The sequence below is a fragment of the Chitinimonas taiwanensis DSM 18899 genome, from assembly GCF_900119825.1.
In the GTDB taxonomy this organism is placed as follows: domain Bacteria; phylum Pseudomonadota; class Gammaproteobacteria; order Burkholderiales; family Chitinimonadaceae; genus Chitinimonas; species Chitinimonas taiwanensis.
Map to the genome: position 1 here is coordinate 160,456 of NZ_FPKR01000012.1, position 17,981 is coordinate 178,436.

General features: G+C 62.4%; 23 protein-coding genes and 1 other RNA gene. 19 read left to right on the forward strand and 5 right to left on the reverse strand.

Annotation, left to right across the window (positions count from 1 at the left end):
• Positions 1-63: 63 nt before the first annotated feature.
• Together BT173_RS15325 and BT173_RS15330 are read right to left on the reverse strand one after the other, a co-directional pair.
• Positions 64-600, reverse strand: coding sequence for a DinB family protein (locus BT173_RS15325; protein ID WP_072429535.1), 537 nt, complete (start codon positions 598-600; stop codon positions 64-66).
• Between the two features lie 116 nt (positions 601-716).
• Positions 717-1,220 (reverse strand): TlpA family protein disulfide reductase, encoded by a 504-nt coding sequence (locus BT173_RS15330; protein ID WP_072429536.1) that lies wholly within the window; start codon positions 1,218-1,220, stop codon positions 717-719.
• A gap of 168 nt (positions 1,221-1,388) precedes the next feature.
• Here BT173_RS15330 and ylqF point away from each other — a divergent pair, with 168 nt between their 5' ends.
• The 9 genes from ylqF (at position 1,389) to BT173_RS15375 (ending at position 6,811) form a co-directional block, all read left to right on the forward strand.
• Complete coding sequence (gene ylqF, locus BT173_RS15335; RefSeq protein ID WP_072429537.1) at positions 1,389-2,294, forward strand: ribosome biogenesis GTPase YlqF; 906 nt, start codon at positions 1,389-1,391, stop codon at positions 2,292-2,294.
• A gap of 61 nt (positions 2,295-2,355) precedes the next feature.
• Complete coding sequence (locus tag BT173_RS15340) at positions 2,356-2,565, forward strand: hypothetical protein (protein WP_072429538.1); 210 nt, start codon at positions 2,356-2,358, stop codon at positions 2,563-2,565.
• Positions 2,562-2,870: a cell division protein ZapA gene (locus BT173_RS15345; RefSeq protein ID WP_072429539.1), complete on the forward strand. Its 309-nt coding sequence runs from the start codon at positions 2,562-2,564 to the stop codon at positions 2,868-2,870. The genes BT173_RS15340 and BT173_RS15345 overlap by 4 nt, the downstream gene beginning before the upstream one ends.
• 34 nt (positions 2,871-2,904) lie before the next feature.
• Positions 2,905-3,085: non-coding RNA, 6S RNA (gene ssrS / locus BT173_RS15350), on the forward strand.
• 26 nt (positions 3,086-3,111) lie between these two features.
• The gene (locus BT173_RS15355) at positions 3,112-3,696 is read left to right on the forward strand and encodes a 5-formyltetrahydrofolate cyclo-ligase (RefSeq protein WP_072429540.1); all 585 of its coding nucleotides are present in this window, start codon (positions 3,112-3,114) and stop codon (positions 3,694-3,696) included.
• 76 nt (positions 3,697-3,772) lie between these two features.
• Positions 3,773-4,240: an EVE domain-containing protein gene (locus BT173_RS15360; RefSeq protein ID WP_072429541.1), complete on the forward strand. Its 468-nt coding sequence runs from the start codon at positions 3,773-3,775 to the stop codon at positions 4,238-4,240.
• Positions 4,237-5,040 carry a sulfite exporter TauE/SafE family protein gene (locus BT173_RS15365; protein WP_175545614.1) on the forward strand — a complete coding sequence of 268 codons (804 nt, stop codon included), beginning with the start codon at positions 4,237-4,239 and terminating at the stop codon, positions 5,038-5,040. The genes BT173_RS15360 and BT173_RS15365 overlap by 4 nt, the downstream gene beginning before the upstream one ends.
• A 1-nt stretch (position 5,041) precedes the next feature.
• Positions 5,042-5,794, forward strand: a complete 753-nt coding sequence (locus tag BT173_RS15370; protein ID WP_072429542.1) for an NRDE family protein — start codon at positions 5,042-5,044, stop codon at positions 5,792-5,794.
• A 27-nt stretch (positions 5,795-5,821) separates the two neighbouring features.
• Positions 5,822-6,811: a cation diffusion facilitator family transporter gene (locus BT173_RS15375; RefSeq protein ID WP_072429543.1), complete on the forward strand. Its 990-nt coding sequence runs from the start codon at positions 5,822-5,824 to the stop codon at positions 6,809-6,811.
• 85 nt (positions 6,812-6,896) lie between these two features.
• Here BT173_RS15375 and BT173_RS15380 read toward each other — a convergent pair whose 3' ends face one another.
• The 3 genes from BT173_RS15380 to BT173_RS15390 are packed head-to-tail and all read right to left on the reverse strand — an operon-like array spanning position 6,897 to position 9,293.
• On the reverse strand, positions 6,897-7,826 hold the full coding sequence (locus BT173_RS15380; protein ID WP_072429544.1) for a DHH family phosphoesterase: 930 nt from the start codon (positions 7,824-7,826) through the stop codon (positions 6,897-6,899).
• A gap of 55 nt (positions 7,827-7,881) precedes the next feature.
• Positions 7,882-8,826 carry an SPFH domain-containing protein gene (locus BT173_RS15385; protein WP_072429545.1) on the reverse strand — a complete coding sequence of 315 codons (945 nt, stop codon included), beginning with the start codon at positions 8,824-8,826 and terminating at the stop codon, positions 7,882-7,884.
• 50 nt (positions 8,827-8,876) lie between these two features.
• On the reverse strand, positions 8,877-9,293 hold the full coding sequence (locus BT173_RS15390; RefSeq protein WP_072429546.1) for an NfeD family protein: 417 nt from the start codon (positions 9,291-9,293) through the stop codon (positions 8,877-8,879).
• A gap of 166 nt (positions 9,294-9,459) precedes the next feature.
• Here BT173_RS15390 and mnmG point away from each other — a divergent pair, with 166 nt between their 5' ends.
• The 10 genes from mnmG to atpA all read left to right on the forward strand — a co-directional run bounded on the left by mnmG (position 9,460) and on the right by atpA (position 17,967).
• Positions 9,460-11,370, forward strand: a complete 1,911-nt coding sequence (mnmG, locus tag BT173_RS15395; protein ID WP_072429547.1) for a tRNA uridine-5-carboxymethylaminomethyl(34) synthesis enzyme MnmG — start codon at positions 9,460-9,462, stop codon at positions 11,368-11,370.
• The gene (rsmG, locus tag BT173_RS15400) at positions 11,367-12,005 is read left to right on the forward strand and encodes a 16S rRNA (guanine(527)-N(7))-methyltransferase RsmG (protein ID WP_072429548.1); all 639 of its coding nucleotides are present in this window, start codon (positions 11,367-11,369) and stop codon (positions 12,003-12,005) included. The genes mnmG and rsmG overlap by 4 nt, the downstream gene beginning before the upstream one ends.
• Positions 12,002-12,766: a ParA family protein gene (locus BT173_RS15405; protein WP_072429549.1), complete on the forward strand. Its 765-nt coding sequence runs from the start codon at positions 12,002-12,004 to the stop codon at positions 12,764-12,766. Before rsmG ends, BT173_RS15405 begins: the two co-directional genes overlap by 4 nt.
• 4 nt (positions 12,767-12,770) lie before the next feature.
• Positions 12,771-13,619 (forward strand): ParB/RepB/Spo0J family partition protein, encoded by an 849-nt coding sequence (locus BT173_RS15410; RefSeq protein ID WP_072429550.1) that lies wholly within the window; start codon positions 12,771-12,773, stop codon positions 13,617-13,619.
• Positions 13,620-13,722: 103 nt separating this feature from the next.
• Positions 13,723-14,130 carry a hypothetical protein gene (locus tag BT173_RS15415; protein WP_072429551.1) on the forward strand — a complete coding sequence of 136 codons (408 nt, stop codon included), beginning with the start codon at positions 13,723-13,725 and terminating at the stop codon, positions 14,128-14,130.
• A 17-nt stretch (positions 14,131-14,147) separates the two neighbouring features.
• Positions 14,148-14,999, forward strand: coding sequence for a F0F1 ATP synthase subunit A (gene atpB / locus BT173_RS15420; RefSeq protein WP_072429552.1), 852 nt, complete (start codon positions 14,148-14,150; stop codon positions 14,997-14,999).
• Positions 15,000-15,066: 67 nt separating this feature from the next.
• Positions 15,067-15,339, forward strand: coding sequence for a F0F1 ATP synthase subunit C (atpE, locus tag BT173_RS15425; protein ID WP_072429553.1), 273 nt, complete (start codon positions 15,067-15,069; stop codon positions 15,337-15,339).
• Between the two features lie 30 nt (positions 15,340-15,369).
• On the forward strand, positions 15,370-15,840 hold the full coding sequence (locus BT173_RS15430; protein WP_072429554.1) for a F0F1 ATP synthase subunit B: 471 nt from the start codon (positions 15,370-15,372) through the stop codon (positions 15,838-15,840).
• Positions 15,841-15,845: 5 nt separating this feature from the next.
• The gene (locus BT173_RS15435) at positions 15,846-16,382 is read left to right on the forward strand and encodes a F0F1 ATP synthase subunit delta (protein ID WP_072429555.1); all 537 of its coding nucleotides are present in this window, start codon (positions 15,846-15,848) and stop codon (positions 16,380-16,382) included.
• 43 nt (positions 16,383-16,425) lie between these two features.
• Positions 16,426-17,967, forward strand: a complete 1,542-nt coding sequence (gene atpA / locus BT173_RS15440) for a F0F1 ATP synthase subunit alpha (protein ID WP_072429556.1) — start codon at positions 16,426-16,428, stop codon at positions 17,965-17,967.
• Positions 17,968-17,981 lie beyond the last annotated feature (14 nt).

Sequence of the window (17,981 nt, forward strand, 5' to 3'; positions counted from 1 at the left end):
CTTCCGCACCAATAAAAACGCCACCGTTCGCGGTGGCGTTTTTCATTGGGCGATGCCTAAACATCAGCCATTGGCGGCGATACCCGCCTTGGCCACGCTGTCCTGCATATCGCGCCGGTAGTAGATGAAATCCATCTCGGGTGCTGGCGCGCCCAGCTGGGTGGCGATGCCGGAAATCTGCCCGCGATGGTGCGCGTAATGGGTGACAAAATGGGTGAGCACATCGTGTATCCAGTCACGTTGCTCTAGCCCGGCCACGGTGCGGTAAGCGAGCTCGCCTTCGAAATACTCGGGTGGCTGGGCCTGCAGCCAGTGCTGGGTCTGGCGCACCGTCTGTTTCAGCGCGGTCTTCAGCTCACGCCAGTCCTCGAAGATCTGCTGATTAAGCCGGTAGTCTTTCGGTTCGCCCTGCAGGCGCCCCAGCCAGAGCAGATTGACCACCAGCAGATGATTGGCCGTGCCGTGAATGCTCTTGAAGAACAGGCCGGCATCGCGCTTGCGTGCCTCGTCGGACAGCTTGTCGCAGCTCTCGAACAGCTTGTCGTTGGCCCAGTGCTGATAGTCGACCTGATAGAGAAAATGGTTTTTCCAGGAAATCATTGCGCGCTCCCTCCTCGAAGCTGCTTTCAGCTTAGTCGGCCCCTGCTGCGCTGCAAAAACCAAACGGCCGCAAAAAGCGGCCGTCCGTCAGAACATTGGCATAAAAATACGCGTGGTCACGCTTCCTTGAGCTTTTCCTCGATCAGGGCATGCAGCTGGCCAAAATCCGGCTCGCCCAGATAGCGCTGGACGATATTGCCCTGCTTGTCGATCAGCAAGGTGGTCGGGGTCAGTTTCACGTCGCCGAACTGGCGGGCCAGGCTGCCATCTACATCCAGTGCCACGAAGAAGGGCAGCTGGGCCTTCTCGGTATAGGCAGCCACATAATTGGGTGGGTCATAGCTCATGGCCACCGCCACGGTTTCGAAACCCTGGCTGGCGTATTTCTTATGCGTCTCGATCAGCTTGGGCATCTCGGCCATGCAGCCGGTGCAGCTGGTGGCCCAGAAATTGACCAGCACCACTTTGCCCTTCAGGGCGGCCTGGCTGGTCTGCTGGCCCTTGATCGAGGTGTATTGCACAGCCGGCGCCTGCGCCTGCGCGGTATTGCCCACATACAGGATGGTGCCGAGCGCCGCGGCAATGCCGGCGGCGATGAAGACTTTGATCAGAGGTTTCATGCTGGGTCTACCCGGTGTGATACGCCTATGGAGCGCGTGCCGGGTGAAAAGTTGCGCGAGGCGCTATTGTATTGATTTTCCGGCCCTTTCGCTGTGCGGGTATAATCCGCGCCCTTCCGGCCTACGCGCTTTCAGCCGTGGCCCTATCTTTTCAAGCGAGTACTGACGATGGCAATCCAATGGTTCCCCGGCCATATGAACAAGGCGAAGAAGCAGATCGCCGACACCATGGCCAAGGTGGATATGGTCATCGAGGTACTCGATGCGCGCCTGCCGCAGATCACCACCAACCCGCTGATCCATGAGCTGCGCGTGCATCGCCAGCGTCCCAGCCTGAAGGTGCTAAACAAGGCCGATCTGGCCGACCCCAAGGTAACGGCCGCCTGGGTGCAGTTTTTCAAGCAGGAAGCGAATACCGCGGTCATCACCCTGGAAGAAGCGACCAAGGCACGCGATATGGGCAAATTGCTCAAGCTGTGCCGTGAGCTGGTGCCGCATCGCACTGGCGGTGAAAAACCGGTGCGCGCGATGATTCTGGGCGTGCCGAATGTCGGCAAGTCCACGCTGATCAACCACTTGGCCAAGCGCAAGCTGGCCAAGGTGGCCGACACCCCGGGCGTGACCCAGAGCCAGCAGCGCATCGAGCTGCCGGACAGCACCATCCTGGTCGACACCCCCGGCATGATGTGGCCGAAGATCGCCTCGAACAATCATGGCTACAAGCTCGCCCTGTCCGGCACCATAGGCCGCAATGCCTTCGATGCAGTGGATGTGGCCTGGTATGCGATGGGCTGGCTGGCCCTGCATGCCCCCAGCACGATTGCCACCCGCTACAAGCTCAAGGATCTGAGCCAGCCGGGCGATGTGCTGTTCGAACAGGCCGGGCGCGCGATGGGCTATATCCTGCCCGGCAATCGCCTCGACGAGCAGAAGACCGCCGAGCGCATCCTGACCGACTTCCGCGCCGCCACGCTGGGGCGCATCTCGCTGGAGCGGCCGAACGACCCGCTCGATATGGACCTGGGCGAGGAGGAAGACGCAACCGTGCAGGACGAGGCAGACCAGCCGGACTGAACGCGCGGCCAGCAAAATCGACTAGAATCGGCCCATTCCTTCATTGCCCACGACGCCCGCCATGGAAGCTGAACTCCAGAGTCTGGAAGACCGCATCAACGCACTGGCCAAGCTGTGCCAGCAGCTGCGGGCCGAGAACCTCGACCTGCGCCAGGAGGTGCTGGTGCTGAAGAACGACAATAAGCGCCTGAACGAGAAGGTGGAAGGCGCCAAAGCGCGTGTCGACGCCCTGCTCGCGCAACTGCCGCAAGCCGAGGAGGCAGCCCAATGAGCGAGATCAAGCAGCTGGATGTGACTATCATGGGACGCGAGTTCCGTGTCGCCTGCCCGCCGGCCGAAGAAGCCGCGCTGCTGGAAGCGGTCAACTACCTCGATGCCAAGATGCGCGAGCTGCGCGATAGCGGCAATGTGATGGGCATCGACAAGATTGCCATCATGGCCGCACTCAATATCACGCATGAGTTCATGAATACCCGCGTGGCCGGTGGTTTGGACATGGCCGACTTTAAGCGTAGAATCGGCCGCATGCAGCAGACCATCGACGAGTCGCTGAAGGAACAGCAGCAGCTGTTCTGACCCCCCCGGCAGTCTCACTGCCCGCTCTTTCAAAGTTTCCCTGCGGCGTTCGTTCCGGTTCGATATTCTTTGAACCAATATATTGACCTCGGCTGCGTAGCTGGCCGCGCCTGTTGTGCCCATCGTTTATCCGATGAGCCTGATGGCGTGCCGCGCGTGACCACTTGAACCGTTAGGTTCAAGATGTGAGCCGGAACGGCGCCCGCGGGGATCCCCTCCCCGCTTACTACCTCCCCCATCCATGACCGATAAAGCCAGCCTGCGCCGTGAACTACGCCGTCGCCGCCTGGCCGTGCCGCGCGCTGCGCGCCAGCAGGCTGCCCGCCGCGTAGCAGGGCGCGCCTTGCGCTGGCTACAACCCGGACGACGCATCGGTGCTTACCAGGCGGTGGGCTCGGAACTGTCGCTGGCCGTGTTGATCACCCTGGCGCAGCAGCGCGGCTGCTCGGTCTGGCTGCCGGTGGTGCCGCGGCGCGGACGCCGGCTAAGCTTTGCCGACCTGGCCGACCCGCGTGGCAGCTGGCGGCGCAACCGGCATGGCATCGCCGAATACCATGCACCACGACGCTGCGCTGCGCGCGCGCTGGACGTGGTCTTTCTGCCCTTGGTCGGTTTCGATGCCCAGGGTGGTCGTCTTGGTCAGGGCGGTGGCTATTACGACAGCAGCTTTGCGCGCCGCATTGGCCGCCGGCCCAAGCTGATTGGTGCGGCCTTCGACTGCCAGCGCGTGCCCACACTGACACTGGACGCGCACGATGTGCGCCTTGACGCCGTGCTGACCGAGCGCTGCCACTACCGCTGCCGCGCCGGACAGTTGCCGGGCTAGCATCCACACCGTCATTTGGCGCCGCTGCCCGGCTGGGCTAGGCTTGCTTTTTTTGCAGCTGAAGGCAGGAGACGCCATGCGCTACTGGCTGATGAAGGCCGAACCGGAGGAGCTGGGCATTGCCGATCTGGCCGCCCTGCCAAGCCAGACCGTGGGTTGGTATGGGGTGCGCAATTACCAGGCACGCAACTTCATGCGTGACCAGATGCAGATCGGCGACCGCGTGCTGTTCTATCACGCTGGCGGCAAGCAGCCGGGCGTAGCCGGCATTGTCGAGGTCTGTTCCGGCGCCTATCCCGACCCGACCCAGTTTGACCCCAGCAGTCCGTATTACGACCCGAAATCCAAGCCCGAAGCACCGCGCTGGCAGCAGGTCGATGTGCGCTTTCTCAAGCAGACACGCTATCTGAGCCTGAACGCGATGCGCGAAGCGCCTGAACTCGAGGGCATGCTCTTGCTCGCGCGCGGCAATCGCCTGTCCATCACGCCAGTCGAGCCGTCACACTGGCGCGCGGTGATGGCCTTGCTGGGAGAGACGGCATGATCAGCCTGAGCCTGCTCGCCTTCCTGCTCATCGGCGCTGCAGCCGGCTTTCTGGCCGGCCTGCTGGGCGTGGGTGGTGGCTTGATCATCGTACCGGCCTTGATCGCCGTGTTCGAGCGCGGCGGCTTTCCCGAGCAACATATCCTGCATATCGCGCTCGGTACCTCGCTGGCCAGCATCATCTTCACCGCCATCTCCAGCCTGCGCGCCCACCATGCGCGCGGTGCCGTGCAGTGGCCGGTGGTCAGGCGCATGGCATTCGGCCTCGCCTTCGGCACCTTTGCCGGCGCCTGGCTGGCCGCGCGCCTGCCCTCGCTGGGCCTGAAATGGTTTTTCATCCTGTTCGCCTATCTGGTCGCCGCGCAGATGCTGTCCGGCTTCAAGCCCAAACCGAGCCGCCAGCTACCGGGCAGCGCCGGCCTGCTGGGCACTGGCGGGGTGATCGGCGGCATCTCGGCCTTTGTCGGCATTGGCGGCGGCTCGCTCTCGGTGCCTTTCCTGACCCTGTGCAATGTAAACATGCAGCAGGCGGTCGGTACCTCGGCCGCGCTGGGTCTGCCCATCGCACTTGGCGGCCTGGCCGGCTATGCCTTGAATGGTGCCGGCCTCGACCATCTGCCGCCCTATAGCCTGGGCTTTGTTTACCTGCCGGCGCTGGCTGGCATCGTGCTGGCCAGCTTCCTGACTGCGCCACTGGGTGCGGCGCTCGCCCACCGCCTGCCGGTGGCGCGGCTCAAGCAGTGCTTTGCCGCGCTGCTGATTCTGATCGCCAGCCGCATGCTGTACAGCCTGGTGGCCTGAGATGTGCCTGATCGGCTTTGACTGGCAGCCGCGTAGCGCCAGACCCCTGCGCGTGCTGGCCAATCGCGATGAGTTCTACGCGCGCCCGACTGCGCCGCTAGCCTGGTGGGCAGAGGGCGATATCCTGGCCGGACGCGATCTGCAGGCCGGCGGCAGTTGGATGGGCATCAGCCGCAGCGGGCGCTTTGCCGCGCTGACCAATGTGCGCGACCCGAGCCGGCAGCAAGCCGGCGCCCCCTCGCGCGGCCAGCTGGTGGTCGACGCGCTGCGCAGCACACTGAGCGCCAGCGCCACGCTGGATGCGCTGCGCGAGCAGGCTGCCGCCTGCAATCCCTTCAATCTGCTGATCTACGATGGGCGCCATCTGCTCGGCTACGAAAGCACAGGCGAGCGCGTGCTGCGCTTCGGGCGCGGCATCCACGCGGTGTCGAATGCCGGCTTCGATACCGCCTGGCCCAAGCTGCAGCGGCTGAAAGCCGGTATGCGCGCCGTCGGCGAGGATGAGGCCGCGCTGTTCGCCCTGCTGGCCGACACAAGCCTGGCGCCCGATGCGCAACTGCCGCATACCGGCGTGCCACCCGAATGGGAGCGCCTGCTGTCGGCGATCTTCATCCGCAGCGAGCACTACGGTACGCGCAGCACCAGCCTGCTGACCCTGGGGCGCGAGGAGGCGGAATTCATCGAACGCAGCTTCGAAGATGGCCAGGCCAGCGGCGAGCGCCGTTATGCGCTGCGCTTTACCGGGTTGACCTAGCGCGGCTTCTGACCGAACCTGAAGACCATGTCCCACGATCACCACGCCCATCACCACCATCACGATGCCAGCCGCAAGCGCATGCTGATCGCGCTATTGCTGACCGCCGGCTACGCGGTGGTGGAAGCCATGGGTGGCTTGTACACCGGCTCGCTGGCGCTGCTGTCGGATGCCGGGCATATGCTGACCGATGCTGCCGCGCTGGGCCTGGCCCTATTCGCCCAGCTGGTGGCACGCCGACCCGCTTCGGCCCGTAATTCCTATGGTTATGCACGCGCCGAGGTACTCGGCGCACTGATCAATAGCCTGTTCATGCTGGCCATGGTGGGCTGGATCGCGTTTGAAGCACTGGGCCGACTCTTCAACCCCAAGGAGGTGGACGGCCTGGGGGTGATGGCGATTGCCGCGCTGGGACTGGGCGTGAACCTGGTGGCCGCCTGGCTGCTGGCCGGCGACAGCCACAATATGAATTCGCGCGCAGCGCTGCTGCATGTGCTCGGCGATCTGCTCGGCTCGGTGGCCGCCATCCTGGCCGGTCTGGTGATCTGGGCCACCGGCTGGAAGCCGATCGACCCGATTCTGTCCCTGCTGGTGGTGGTGCTGATCCTGCGCTCGACCTGGGCGCTGGTGCTGCAGTCCAGCCATATGCTGATGGAAGGGGTGCCCGCCCATCTGGACCTGCGCGCGATCGGCCACACGCTGGCCGAACAGAAGGGCGTGCAGTCAGTGCACGATCTGCATGTCTGGCACCTGGGCCCGACGCGCGTCGCGCTCTCCGCCCATCTGGTCATCGAATCGGCCGACAGCTGGCCGCGCCTGCTGGCGGCCATACAGGGCCTATTGGCCAAGGATTACGGTATCGATCACGTGACCTTGCAGCCCTCCTGGCTGGGCATGCCACCGCGCGGTAAGGTCGTGGCGCTGGCCGCCCTGGTCGGTGGCAAGCCCGAGCACAGGCAGCACGAGCATGACCCGGCGCATGGCGAACACGCCGGGCCGCATGACCATCATCACTAGCCGCGCGCCTTATTGCTGCAAGTAGCGCACGCAAACAACAACGCCGGCCACTAGGCCGGCGTTGTTGTTTGCGGACTAGCGCGTCTCAGCCATCGCTATTGATGCGCTGGGTCAGCTCGGCCAGTACCTCGGCCGCGCGTTCGTTCTCGACCTGGCAGGTGCCAGCTGCCTCGTGCCCGCCGCCGCCATAGGCAAGGCAGAGCTCGCCCACATTGGTCTTGCTGGAACGATCGAGTATCGACTTGCCGATGGCGAACACGGTGTTCTGTTTGTCGCGCCCCCACATGACATGGATGGAGATATTGGTCTCCGGATAAAGCGCATAAATCATGAAGCGATTGGCCGCAAAGATGGTGTCCTCATTGCGCAGGTCGAGCACAGCCAGGTTCTGACTGACTGTCGTACAGCGCATGATCTGATCCTTGGCGCGTGGCTCATGTTCAAAGTACAGCTCCACCCGCTCGCGCACATCGGGCAGGCTGAGGATGTCTTCGATGCCATGGCTGCGGCAGTATTCGATCAGGTCCATCATCAGCTGGTAATTGCTGACGCGGAAGTCGCGGAAGCGGCCCAGGCCGGTACGCGCATCCATTAGGTAGTTGAGCAGCACCCAGCCTTCGGGGGCGAGGATCTCATCGGCAGTGAAATCGGCCGAGTCGGCCTTGTCCACCGCCAGCATCATGTCCTCGGTCACACGCGGAAAGGCCTGCTTGCCGCCGTAGTACTCATACACCACGCGCGCCGCCGATGGCGCGCTGGGGATGATGATGTGATTGTCCTGCTTGCCATTGCGCAGGGTTTCCGAGAAGTGATGATCAAACGCCAGATAGATGCCCGGCACATAGGGCAGATTGGTGCTGATATCGCGCTCGGTCACTGCGACCTTGCCATCCTGCATGTCCTTGGGGTGGACAAACAGGATGTCATCGATCATGTCGCGCTCCTTCAGCAGCACGGCGCACACCAGGCCATCAAAGTCGCTACGGGTAATCAGGCGATACTTGGAATCGGACATGCTCACACTCCCTGCGTAAGAAGGCTCGGGCAGCCGGCGCAGGCCGGCCACCCACTCAGCTTGCTTGCTGCTGTTTGACCACACTCATGGCCGTCGCCACCAGGCTGCCCACATCGGCCGCATTGGCCGGCAGGATCATGGTATTGCCTTCCTTGGCGATATTGCCGAAGGCCTCGATATAGCGCTCAGCCACCTTCAGATTGACCGCCTCGTAGCCGCCCGGCTGGCGGATGGTCTGTGCGACCAGGTGAATCGCTTCCGCCGTGGCACGCGCCACCAGGCGGATCGATTCAGCCTCGCCCTCGGCGCGGTTGATGGCCGCCGCCTTGTCGCCTTCGGACTGGTTGATGGCAGCCTGGCGCTCACCTTCAGAATTCTGGATCGCGGCTTCACGCTGACCGGTGGCGATATTGATCTGCTCCTGCTTGCGACCTTCCGAGGCGGCGATCAACGCGCGCTTCTCGCGCTCGGCAGTGATCTGCGCCTGCATCGCATGCAGGATCTCCTTGGGCGGGGTCAGGTCCTTGATCTCATAGCGCAACACCTTCACCCCCCAGTTGGACGCGGCCTCATCCAGGGCCGCCACCACGGTGCGGTTGATGTCGTCGCGCTCCTCGAAGGTCTTGTCCAGCTCCATACGGCCGACCACCGAACGCAGCGTGGTCTGCGCCAGCTGGGTGATGGCCAGCTCGAAATTGCTCGAACCATAGGAAGCCTGCTGCGGATCGGTCACCTGGAAATACAAGATGCCATCGACCTGCAGCTGGGTATTGTCCTTGGTGATACAGATCTGGCTAGGCACATCGAGCGGCACTTCTCGCAGATCGTGCTTATAGGCAATACGGTCAACAAAGGGCACCACTACATTCAGGCCAGGCTGCAGCGTGCCGTGATAGCGGCCCAGGCGCTCCACCACCCAGGCGTGCTGCTGCGGCACCACCTTGAGCGACTTGACCGCGAAAATCAGCGCGACAACAAAAAGAACCAAGGCAATCGACATCTATTTCTCCTGAAAAACTGCTTTTGTAATAAGTAGGGGTAAAGCTTGTATCAGACTGCCGGCGGCGTGCTGGCCAGCAGCAGCGTATTGCCACGCTGGCCGACGATATACAGGGCAACCGCCTGGTCTGGCAGCGCCTCAGCCACTTCCGCATCCCAGCCCGCGCCACGATAGCGTACGCGCAGGGCGGTGGCCGATTTCCACTGTTCAACCTCGACGCGCTGCCCCAGGTCGAGCGAGGGCACGGCCTTGCCACGGCTGATCGGATGCTTGCGCAGCCAGAGCGTACCGGCAATCGCGCAAGCTGCCGCGGCCAGCAACTGCGGCACCAGGCCCAGGCCTATCAGCGCCACCAGACCGCCCACTGCGGCGGCCAGACCAAACACCAGCAGGTAGAAAGTACCCACCAGCATTTCCGCACCGGCCAGGGCCAGGCCCAAGACAAACCAGACAATATAGTTATCCATACCCATGAATTCGTGTTGGTTCCGAGAGTGAAAACGCTCCCGTTATAGCTTGAGCGCAGCCGGCGAACCAGCCCCCACACCGCCAGGCTGGCCGCCACAGCGGCTTTTGCAGTACAATGCAGCCCCTTTGCCTTTACTATTCAGGCACTTAACGACAGGTTGGATCATGCTGTACCCGGAACGTTTCGATGTCATCGTAATCGGCGGCGGCCACGCCGGCACCGAGGCCGCACTGGCCGCTGCCCGCATGGGCGTGCGTACCCTGCTGCTCAGCCACAATATCGAGACGCTCGGTCAGATGAGCTGCAACCCTTCGATCGGCGGCATCGGCAAGGGCCATCTGGTCAAGGAAGTGGACGCTCTGGGCGGCGCCATGGCCCTGGCCTCCGATATGAGCGGCATCCAGTTCCGTACCCTGAATGGCAGCAAGGGCCCGGCCGTGCGCGCCACCCGCGCCCAAGCCGACCGCGTGCTGTACAAGGCCGCCATCCGCCATATGCTGGAGAACCAGCCGAATCTGACCCTGTTCCAGCAAGCGGTCGACGATATCGTGGTCGAAGGCGAACGCGTGGTTGGTGTGGTCACCCAGATCGGCATCCGCTTCGAAGCACCGACCGTCGTGCTGACCGCCGGCACTTTCCTAGCCGGCAAGATTCACGTTGGGCTGGAGAACCATACCGGTGGCCGCGCCGGCGACCCGGCCTCGGTCACCCTGTCCAGCCGTCTGCGCGAGCTGCAGCTACCAGTTGGCCGCCTGAAGACCGGTACGCCGCCGCGCATTGACGGGCGCAGCATCGACTTCAGCGTGATGGAAGCCCAACCGGGCGATGACCCGACACCGGTATTCTCGGTACGCGGCAATCGCGCCATGCACCCGCAGCAGCTGCCGTGCTGGATCACCCATACCAATCAACGCACCCACGACATCATCCGCTCCGGCTTCGACCGCTCGCCGATGTTCACCGGCGTGATCGAAGGCGTGGGTCCGCGCTACTGTCCCAGCATCGAAGACAAGATCAACCGCTTTGCCGACAAGGATGCGCACCAGATCTTCCTCGAGCCCGAGGGCTTGCAGACGCATGAGTACTATCCAAACGGCATTAGCACCTCGCTGCCCTTCGACATCCAACTGGCCGCCGTGCGCTCGATCCGTGGTCTGGAAAACGCGCACATCCTGCGCCCCGGCTATGCGATCGAGTACGACTACTTCGACCCGCGCGCGCTGAAGGCCACCTTCGAGAGTAAGGCCATCCACGGTCTGTTCTTTGCCGGCCAGATCAATGGCACCACCGGTTATGAAGAAGCAGCGGCACAAGGCCTGTTCGCCGGTCTGAACGCCGCGCGGCAAGTGCAGGGCCAGGACGGCTGGACCCCGACGCGCGACCAGGCTTATCTGGGCGTGCTGGTCGACGACCTGATCACCCGCGGCGTGTCCGAGCCCTATCGCATGTTCACCAGCCGCGCTGAATTCCGCCTGCAGCTGCGCGAGGACAATGCCGATCTGCGCCTGACGGAAGACGGCCGCAAGCTCGGCTTGGTTGGCGATGCGCAGTGGGAACTGTTCAGCCGCAAGCGCGATGCGGTGGCCCTGGAGCTCGAACGGCTCAAATCGACTTGGGTCAATCCACGTCTGGTGTCGGCTGAAGATGCGGAGCGCGTATTCGGCCAGCAGATCGAACGCGAGTACACGCTCGAGCAACTACTGCGCCGCCCAAACGTCGATTACGCCAGTCTGCTCAGCCTGCCGGTGGCCGGTGAGGCCGTCAGCGACCCAGCGGTGGCCGAGCAGGTCGAAATCCAGGTCAAGTACGCCGGCTATGTAGAGCGCCAAAAGGACGAAGTGGCGCGCCGCAGCGATATCGAAGCGGTACGCTTGCCCGCCGAGCTCGACTACGGCAAGGTGCCGGGGCTTTCCAAGGAAGTGCAGCAGCGCCTGAACCAGGCCAAGCCGGAAACCCTCGGCCAGGCATCAAGATTGCAAGGCATGACCCCGGCAGCCATCGGCCTCTTGCTGGTGCACCTGAAACGCGGCTTCAAGGCCGCCACGGATAACGATACGACCCAAAAGACCGCATGATCGGCCAAACACAAGAACAGCAATTGAGGGAGGGTCTGGCGGCGCTGGGCCTGGCTTTGGACGCCGCCACGGTGACGCGGCTGCTCGCCTATCTGGCGCTGCTGCTCAAGTGGAACAAGACCTATAGCCTGACCGCCATCACCGAGCCCGAGCGCATGGTGTCGCACCATCTGCTCGACAGCCTGGCGGCGCTAACGCCCATTGCCGGTGCACAACCGCGCCGCCTGCTCGACGTGGGCTCGGGCGGTGGCCAACCCGGTATTCCCTTCGCCATCGTGCGCCCCGATTGGCATCTGACCCTGCTGGACAGCAATCACAAGAAGACCACCTTCCTGCGCCAGGCCGTCATCGAACTTGGCCTGCCGAATGTGCAGGTGGTGTGCGACCGGGTGGAAAACGTGTCAGGTGAGCCGTTTGATCTGATCACCTCGCGCGCCTTCGCCGACCTCGGCGATTTCGTGCGCCTGACGCGCCAGCTGTTGGCCCCCAAGGGTCAGTGGGCTGCGCTGAAGGGCGTGCAACCGTTCGAGGAAATCGCCGCCCTGCCAGCCGATATCGCCAGCCGCATTCAGGCACTTGCCGTGCCTGGCCTGGGTGCCGAGCGCTGCATCGTCTGGATGGAGCCGCGCGCATGAGCCGCGTGATCGCCATCACCAACCAGAAGGGCGGCGTGGGCAAGACCACCAGCGCAGTCAACCTGGCTGCCGGCCTGGCTCAGGCCGAGCAACGCGTGCTCCTGATCGACCTCGACCCACAGGGCAATGCCACCATGGGTTCGGGCGTGGACAAGCAGGAACTGGGGCGCAGCATCTATCACCTGCTGCTCGGCCACGCCGAGCTTGCCGATGTGCGCATCAGCACCGAGCATGGCTACGACGTACTGCCCGCCAACCGCGAACTGGGTGGCGCCGAAGTGGAGCTGATCGAACTCGAGCGGCGCGAACTGCGTTTGCGCGAAGCGCTGCTGCCGGTGCGCAATGAATACGACTTCATCCTGATCGACTGTCCGCCGGCCCTGAATATGCTGACCGTGAACGGCCTGGCCGCCGCGGACGGGGTGATCATTCCCATGCAGTGCGAGTACTACGCGCTGGAAGGTCTGACCGATCTGGTCAATACCATGCGCCGCGTGCGCATGGCGCTGAACCCGAAGATCGAAATCGACGGCCTGTTGCGCACCCTGTATGACCCGCGCTCCACGCTGGCTCAGCAGGTGGTGGCCCAGCTGGCCCAGCACTTTGGCGACAAGGTGTTCAACACCGTGATTCCGCGCAATATCCGCTTGGCCGAAGCACCGAGCTTCGGGCGCCCCATCTTCTCTTATGACAAGTCCTCGCGCGGTGCGCAGGCTTACCGCGAGCTGGCCGACGAGCTGATCGCGCGCTTTGGAAAGTAATACGATGGCCAAACTCAAAGGTCTAGGTCGCGGTCTGGATGCCCTGTTGGGCAGCGCCGCACCCAGCGAAGACAAGCTGCAAACCCTGCCCGCCCATCATCTGCAGCCCGGCAAGTACCAGCCGCGCACCCATATGGACGAGCATGCGCTGGCTGATCTGGCCGAGAGCATCCGCACCCAGGGGGTGATCCAACCCATCCTGGTGCGCGAGATCGGTGTCGATCGTTACGAAATCATCGCCGGTGAGCGGCGCTGGCGTGCGGCGCAAAAGGCTGGCCTGAGCGAAGTACCGACCGTGATCCGCAAGGTCGGCGACGAAGTCGTACTGGTGATGGCGCTGATCGAGAACATCCAGCGCGAAAACCTCAATCCGCTGGAAGAAGCGGTTGGTCTGCAGCGCCTGATCGATGAGTTCGGCATGACGCATGAAGCGTGCGCACACGCGGTGGGCAAGTCGCGTTCGGCCGTCACCAATCTATTACGCCTGCTGAACCTGGCCGAACCGGTGCGCGAGCAGCTGATGCAAGGTGCGCTTGATATGGGCCATGCCCGTGCGCTGCTCAGCCTGCCGCTGCTCAAGCAGATCGAGGTGGCCAAGCTGGTGGCCGAGAAGGGCTTGTCGGTACGCGAGACCGAAAAGCTGGTGCAGGCCCTGCTGGCCGGCCAGCCGACGCCCACCGCCATCGCGCAGAAAAAGATCGACCCCGACCTCGCCCGCCTGCAGGAAGACCTGTCCGACAAACTGGGCGCCAAGGTGCAGATCGCCAGTGGCCGCAAGGGTCGCGGCAAGGTCACCATCGAGTACGCCTCGCTCGATCAGCTCGACAGTCTGCTGGCCTTGCTGCGCAACTAAATCGCTTGGCAAGCACTCGACCGGCCAAGCGGCCGGGGTGAATTTAAATTTAGCCCGAAAAAACAGGCGATTACGCCCCTATTTCGGGCATTCGTGTTGACCTATGCACCAAGAGAACGCTAATATCCGCGAGTTTTCTCGGCCACTGTCTCCTGCGGAGAAGTTGAGGAAACAGATTCGCGCCGTGCTGCTCGTGATGTCGGCCCTGACCGGGGTCGTTGCCGCGACAGCATTTTTTATCGCCGATACCAAAGCAATGTTCGCTGCCTTCGCCGGTGGCTTGAGCCAGATTGCAGCGGTATGGGTGTACGGCCGAGTCAGCCGTTTTGAAGGAATTCCGGCCCCGAAGACGTTGTATGTCCAGTTCCTGCTGGCAGAAATCGTCAAAGTCGTAGTGTCACTGGCGCTCTTGCTCGCCGGCTACGTCATCTTCGGGGCGAATGCACTGTGGTTTGCCGGTGCATTCGTGGCCAGCTTGCTGGCCTATTTGCTGGTACTGATTTCCAAATAAATCATCACTCAAAAACTATGTCGGCTGAACATCACGCACCTGCCAACGCGACAGAATACATCTCGCATCACCTGATGAATCTGCGCGCCAATCCGGCACTCGAAGCAACAGATCCCAACAATATCCACCTGGATACCTTCTGGATCTCGCTGATCCTGGGTTTCGTGTTCCTGGCCGTTTTCGGTCTGGCTGCACGCCGCGCCTCGGTGGACAAGCCATCCAAGTTCCAGCTCTTCATCGAGCTGATCATTGAACTGGTGGACAGCAACGTCAAAGACATCTTCCACGGCAAGAGCAAGCTGGTCGCCCCGCTGGCCCTGACCGTGTTCGTCTGGGTCGTGCTGATGAACGCCATGGACTTCCTGCCGGTCGATCTGCTGCCCAAGGTGGTTGCACTGTTCGGTATCGAATACCTGAAGGTCGTGCCGACTGCCGATATCAACCAGGGCCTGGCCATGTCGCTGTCCGTGGTGCTGCTGTCGGTGCTGCTGGGCATTCAGGCCAAAGGTCTGGTCGGCTTCGTGGTCGAATTCTTCACCGCCCCCTTCCATGCCGAAGGCGCGGTCATGAAGATCATCCTGATCCCGATCAACGGCGCCATGCAGCTGATCGAATACGGCTCGCGCGGTCTGTCGCTCGCACTGCGTCTGGTCGGCAATATGTTCGCCGGTGAGCTGGTGTTCATGCTGATCGCACTGCTGGGCATGGGTTGGACCGGTGTGAACCCCGGCTCCATCCTCGGCGCGCTGGGTCAGTTAGTGGCAGGTTCCGCATGGGCCATTTTCCACATCCTGATCGTGATCCTGCAGGCTTATATCTTCATGATGCTGACCATTGTGTACTGTGGTCTGGCCGTTGAAGAACACTAAGCCCTATCGTTTTCGTTTCACCTGTTTTCTTTTTTCGTAAATCACCATCCTCAACTAGGAGTATCAAATGGAACACGCAGTCCTGATCGCTAACGTTCAGCAATTCACCGCTATCGCTATTGGCCTGATGATTGGCCTGGCAGGTGTTGGCGCCGCTATCGGCGTGGCACTGGTTGGCGCTAAGTTCCTGGAAGGCGCTGCTCGTCAGCCGGAATCCGCCGCTGCCCTGCAACCTAAGCTGTTCGTTATCGCTGGTCTGGTTGACGCCATCTTCATTATTACCGTTGCCGTCGCCCTGATGTTCGCCTTCGGTAACCCGCTCGTCGCCCTGATCAAGTAATTAACCCTTTATCCTTCAAGGGGTTAACTCATGAATATTAACGCCTCCCTGTTTCTGCAGGCGTTGGTCTTCGCGGTGCTGGTGCTTGTCACCTGGAAGTTCATCTGGCCGCCGCTGATGGCCACGCTGGATGAACGCGCCAAGCGTATCGCAGACGGCTTGTCCGCTGCCGATCGCGCCAAGCACGACCTCGAGCTCGCTGAAAAGCGCGCTGCCGAGGAACTGCGCAAGGCCAAGTCGCAAGCATCCGAGATCATCGCTCAAGCCGAAAAGCGCGCCAGCGCGATCGTTGAGGAAGCCAAGGACGCCGCACGCGTCGAAGGCGACCGTCTGATCGCTGGTGCCAAGGCCGAAGTTGACCAGCAAGTCCACCAAGCCAAGGAAGAGCTGCGTCAGCATGTTTCCGCCCTGGCGCTGGCCGGCGCAGAGAAGATCCTGCGCAAGGAAGTGGATGCCGCGCGTCACGCCGACCTGCTGGCTACGCTTAAAGCGGAACTGTAAAGCTCATGGCTGAACTCATTACCGTCGCAAGACCCTACGCTGAAGCGGTTTTCCGCCTGGCCAAGGAAGCGAACAGCCTGCCGGCTTGGTCCGAGGCGCTGGCCGTGCTGGCCGCCGCCGCGCAAGACCCGGCGGCAGTCGAGTTCGCCGCCAATCCGAAGTTCTCCTCGAGCCAGGTTCAAGCGCTCCTGATCGAACTGCTTGGCGCGCGCGCCACCCCGCAGGTCAGCAACTTTGTTGCCACCGTGCTGGAAAGCCGCCGCTTTGCCCTGCTGCCCCATGTTGCCGAGTTGTTCGAGCAGCTGAAGGCCCAGGCAGAAGGCTCGGTCACGGCGCACATCGAGTCGGCCTTCGAGCTGAACGCTGCCCAGCTGGACGAAATCAAGTCCATCCTGACCGCACGCGTCGGCAAGAAGGTCGAGACCACTGTCAGCTTGAACGCCGATCTGATCGGCGGCGTGCGCATGACGGTCGGTGATGACGTCATTGACGCCTCGGTGCGCGGCAAGCTCGCTGCCCTTACGGCTCGCCTCGCCCAGTAACGCGCAAGCGACTGGCGCGAGTAATCATTTTGGAGTGCAAACAATGCAATTGAATCCGTCCGAGATCAGCGATCTGATCAAGAGCAAGATTCAGAACCTGTCCGCAGGCGCAGAAAGCCGCACGACCGGCACCGTGGTTTCGGTGTCCGACGGCATCGTCCGCGTGCACGGCCTGTCTGAAGTCATGCAGGGCGAAATGCTCGAATTCGCGGGCAACACCTTCGGCCTGGCCCTGAACCTGGAGCGTGACTCCGTCGGTGCCGTGGTACTGGGTGACTACGAGCACATTTCCGAAGGTTCGGAAGTCAAGTGCACCGGCCGCATCCTGGAAGTGCCGGTTGGCCCGCAGCTGCGTGGCCGCGTGGTGAACGCACTGGGTCAGCCGATTGACGGCAAGGGCCCGATCAATGCATCGGGCACCAGCCCGATCGAAAAGATCGCCCCGGGCGTGATCGCCCGTCAGTCCGTGTCGCAGCCGCTGCAAACCGGTATCAAGGCCATTGACGCCATGGTGCCGGTCGGCCGTGGTCAGCGCGAGCTGATCATTGGTGACCGCCAGACCGGCAAGACCGCTGTTGCCCTCGACGCCATCATCAACCAGAAGGGTAACGGCGTTACCTGTATCTACGTTGCGATCGGTCAGAAGGCTTCGTCCATCGCCAACGTGGTGCGCAAGCTGGAAGAGCACGGCGCGCTGGACCACACCATCGTGGTGGCTGCTTCGGCTTCCGAATCGGCTGCGATGCAATACCTGTCGCCCTACGCCGGTTGCGCGATGGGTGAATACTTCCGCGACATCGGTGAAGATGCCCTGATCGTGTACGACGACTTGTCCAAGCAAGCCGTGGCTTACCGTCAGATCTCGCTGCTGCTGCGTCGTCCGCCGGGCCGCGAAGCCTACCCAGGCGATGTGTTCTACATCCACTCGCGTCTGTTGGAGCGTGCATCGCGCGTCAACGAAGACTACATCGAGAAGATCACCAATGGCGCCGTGAAGGGCAAGACCGGTTCTTTGACCGCCCTGCCTATCATCGAAACCCAAGCTGGTGACGTGTCCGCCTTCGTGCCGACCAACGTGATCTCGATTACCGACGGCCAGATCTTCCTAGAATCGGACCTGTTCAACGCTGGTATCCGCCCCGCCATCAACGCCGGTATTTCGGTGTCGCGCGTCGGTGGTGCAGCCCAGACCAAGGTTGTCAAGAAGCTCGCCGGTGGTATCCGTACCGCTCTGGCCCAGTACCGTGAACTCGCTGCCTTTGCCCAGTTCGCTTCCGACCTCGACGAAGCCACTCGCAAGCAGCTGGACCGCGGCCGCCTGGTGACCGAACTCCTGAAGCAAGGCCAATACGCGCCGTTCAAGGTGTCGCAGCTGTCCGTGACCCTGTACGCCGTGGAAAAGGGCCTGGCAGATGACGTGCCGGTTGAAAAGGCGCTGGCTTTTGAAGCTGCCCTGTATGCCTATGTGAAAGCCAACCACGCCGAAATCATCGCTGAGATGGACGGCAAGGGTGAGCTGTCTGGCGACAACGACAAGAAGCTGGCGGAAGCCATCAAGTCGTTCAAGGCCAACGGCGCTTTCTGATTTGATCTAACGAG